Below are 302 nucleotides of genomic sequence, written 5' to 3'. Positions count from 1 at the left end.
GCGGGGGCTGGTAGCTGTAGAACGGCCCGAGCGTCGCGGGCTGCAGGACCGGCTTGAGGCGCCGGCCGAGGATGGCGCCGCGCTCGACATCGGCCGCGGCCTCCCGGCGCTCGAGGATGTGCCAGCTGAACAGGCCCGGCAGCCCGACGAGGAGGCCGGCGAGGCGCTTGACGAGGGAGAGGGCGAGCGCGGCCTCGGCGGGAATACCGAAGATGGCGCACAGGGCGATAAGGCCGCCCTCCTGGGCGCCGAGCGCGCCGGGCACCGCGAAGGCGGCGCCGCGCACGGCCTGGGCGAGGCTC

Annotated in this window: 1 pseudogene; it reads right to left on the bottom strand. The window is 76.5% G+C overall.

Annotation, left to right across the window (positions count from 1 at the left end):
• Positions 1 to 302, bottom strand: a pseudogene (locus tag ACLBXP_RS25680) (TIGR00374 family protein); the annotation flags it as partial.

The sequence above is a fragment of the Methylobacterium sp. A54F genome (assembly GCF_053346035.1).
This window is presented reverse-complemented; position numbering and strand designations above follow the sequence as displayed.